The organism is Halorhodospira neutriphila (genome assembly GCF_016584055.1).
GTDB lineage: Bacteria > Pseudomonadota > Gammaproteobacteria > Nitrococcales > Halorhodospiraceae > Halorhodospira > Halorhodospira neutriphila.
Window position 1 is genome coordinate 1 of sequence record NZ_NRSH01000191.1, and the last position, 2,844, is coordinate 2,844.

Annotated in this window: 3 protein-coding genes; all 3 read left to right on the forward strand. The window is 74.8% G+C overall.

Annotated elements, in window-relative coordinates; all coding sequences use genetic code 11:
* Window positions 1-29: 29 nt before the first annotated feature.
* Entirely contained in the window at window positions 30-413 is a 384-nt protein-coding gene (tsaE, locus tag CKO13_RS11550; protein ID WP_274600691.1) for a tRNA (adenosine(37)-N6)-threonylcarbamoyltransferase complex ATPase subunit type 1 TsaE, read from the forward strand.
* 130 nt (window positions 414-543) lie between these two features.
* Window positions 544-1,794: an N-acetylmuramoyl-L-alanine amidase gene (locus tag CKO13_RS11555; protein WP_242468025.1), complete on the forward strand. Its 1,251-nt coding sequence runs from the start codon at window positions 544-546 to the stop codon at window positions 1,792-1,794.
* 10 nt (window positions 1,795-1,804) lie between these two features.
* Window positions 1,805-2,844 (forward strand): DNA mismatch repair endonuclease MutL (gene mutL, locus CKO13_RS11560; RefSeq protein WP_338034648.1); only part of this gene is annotated, 1,040 nt, incomplete at its 3' end.

Here is a 2,844-nt window from a genome sequence, read left to right on the forward strand (position 1 = left end):
GCCGGTGCCCGCGCCCCCCGCCGGGGCCGATGACGAAGCTGCGGGTGTCGGCGGCCTTCTTGAGGTCGAGGACCACGCGCAGGGTGCCGTCGCCCTGGCGGCCGGTGCGCAGCCCCACCTACACCCTGATGGAGCCGTACCCGACCGCGGCCGGGCCGGTCTTCCACCTCGATCTCTACCGCCTGGCGGACCCGGAGGAGCTCCACTTCCTGGGCGTCGACGAGATCGCCGGCGCCGAGGCCCTGGTCCTGATCGAGTGGCCGGAGCGCGGCGGTGACCTCCTCCCGGCCCCGGACCTGACCGTCGAGCTCGCCCACGACGGCCAGGCGCGCACGGCGCGGCTGGCGGCGGGGAGCGAGCGGGGCCGGGCGGCGCTCGGCGCCGTCGCCGCCGGCGGCGTGCAACCCGGATGATTGCGAGGGGATTCTTGAACGCCCGGTGGCGGTGGGCCTACGCTAGGCCAATGGATCAGGGGGATGGGGACGCCACACGCGCGAGGGGAGCGGCTTGCGGCGAGCGCTGATCGGGGGATGGATTGCGGCCTTGGCCGTCGCCGCCTGGAGCTGCGCGGCGGCCTCGGGCCCCGTCCTCGAGCAGATGCGCCTCTCGGAGAAGGGCGACGAGCGGGTCCGGGCGGTCTTCGAGCTGAGCGCGGCGCCGGAGCACGAGCTCTTCACCCTCTCGGATCCGGAGCGGGTGGTCGTCGATCTGGCCGACACCGCCCTCGAGCTCGACAGCCTCCCGCGGGGCGGGCTCGTCAGGCGGATCCGCACCGGCCGCCAGGGCGACGGCACCCTGCGCGTGGTCCTCGACCTCAAGAAGGCCGCCGACACCCGCAGCTTCGTCATCGGCCCCGGCGGGGGGCGCGGGCACCGGCTCGTGGTCGACCTGCTGCCCCAGGACGGCGACGGGCGCCGGGTGGTCCACTCCGCCGCCGATCGGGAGCGCCAGGTCGTGGTCGCCATCGACGCCGGCCACGGCGGCGTGGACCCCGGGGCCATCGGCGCCAACGGCACCCACGAGAAGGACGTCGTCCTCGCGGTGGCGCGCCGGCTGGCGTCGATCCTCGAGGATAAGCCCCACCTCAAGCCCGTGCTCATCCGCGAGGGGGACTACTACATCGGGCTGCGCGACCGCACGCGCAAGGCCGACCGGCAGGGGGCGGATATCTTCCTGTCGCTGCACGCCGACGCCTCGGAGAGCTCGCGCGTGGACGGCGCCTCGGTCTACGCCCTCTCCCTCGACGGCGCCAGCTCCGAGCAGGCCCGGATGCTCGCCCGGCAGGGCAACGCCCCGGACTTTATCAGCGAGATCTCGCTGCAGGGCAGGGACCCGGAGCTCCAGACGGTGCTCCTCGAGCTCTCCCGGGGCAGCACCATCGAGACGAGCCTGGAGATGGGCAATCACCTGCTCACCAAGCTCGACCTGCACGCCGACCTGCTCCACGGCCGGGTCCACCAGGCGGGCTTCGCCGTGCTCAAGTCCCTGGACATGCCGTCGGTGCTCATCGAGCTGGGCTTTATCACCAACCCCCGCGAGGAGCGCCGGCTCAAGGACCCCAACTACCAGTACAAGCTCGCCGCCGGCATCGCCTCGGGTGTGAGCGAGTACGCCCGGGAGAACCTCCTGCCGGACCTGCGCCAGGCGAGCGGGTCCCGGGAGCACGTCGTCCACCGCGGCGAGACCCTCTCGGGGATCGCCCGGCGCTACGACGTCAGCACGGAGAAGCTGCGCTCGGCCAACGACCTCTCCGGCGACCGCATCAACGCCGGCGCCAAGCTGACCATCCCGTGAGGGGGCGCTCGTGACGGCCGGGCTCGCCATCCGCCCCCTGCCCGAGCCGCTCGTCGACCAGATCGCCGCCGGCGAGGTCGTCGAGCGCCCCGCCTCCGTGGTCAAGGAGCTCGTCGAGAACAGCCTCGACGCCGGGGCCTCGCGCGTCGACGTCGCCGTGGAGCGCGGCGGCAAGCAGCGCATCCGCGTGGCCGACGACGGCCGCGGGATCCCCGGCGACGAGCTGGAGCTGGCCCTGCGGCGCCACGCGACGAGCAAGGTGGCGAGCCTCACCGACCTGGAGGGGGTCGCCAGCCTCGGCTTCCGCGGCGAGGCGCTGCCGAGCATCGCCGCCGTCTCCCGGCTGACGCTGGACTCGCGGACCGCCGAGGCGGAGCGCGGCTGCCGGGTCAGCTGCGACGGCGGCGCCCTCCAGGCCCCCGCCCCCGCGCCGCGCCCGCCGGGGACCACGGTGACCGTCGACGACCTCTTCTACAACACCCCGGGGCGGCGCAAGTTCCTGCGCACCGAGCGCACCGAGCTCCACCACGTCCAGGAGGCCCTGCGGCGGCTGGCGCTGAGCCGCCTCGACGTGGCCTTCTCCCTCACCCACCAGGGCCGCCGGCTCTGGGCCGTGGAGCCGGCGCACGGCGAGGGCGAGCGCCAGGCCCGGCTCGCCGCGCTGCTCGGCGAGGCGTTCGCGGAGACGGCGGTGGCGGTGGCGCTCGAGGGGGCGGGGCTGCGCCTGACCGGCTGGCTGGGGCTGCCCACGGCGGCACGGCGGCAGGGGGATCTCCAGTACCTGTTCGTCAACGGCCGGCTCGTCCGCGACCGCGGGGCCGCCCACGGCATCCGCCAGGCCTACAGCGATGTCCTCTACCGCGACCGGTACCCGGCCTACGTGCTCTACCTGGAGATGGACCCGGGGCAGGTGGACGTCAATGTCCACCCCATGAAGCACGAGGTCCGCTTCCGCGACGCCCGCACCGTCCACGACTTCCTCGCCCGGCGCATCGCCGACGCCCTGGCGCGGGCGGCGCCGGCCGGCGCCGCCGGGCCGGGGGGCTCGGC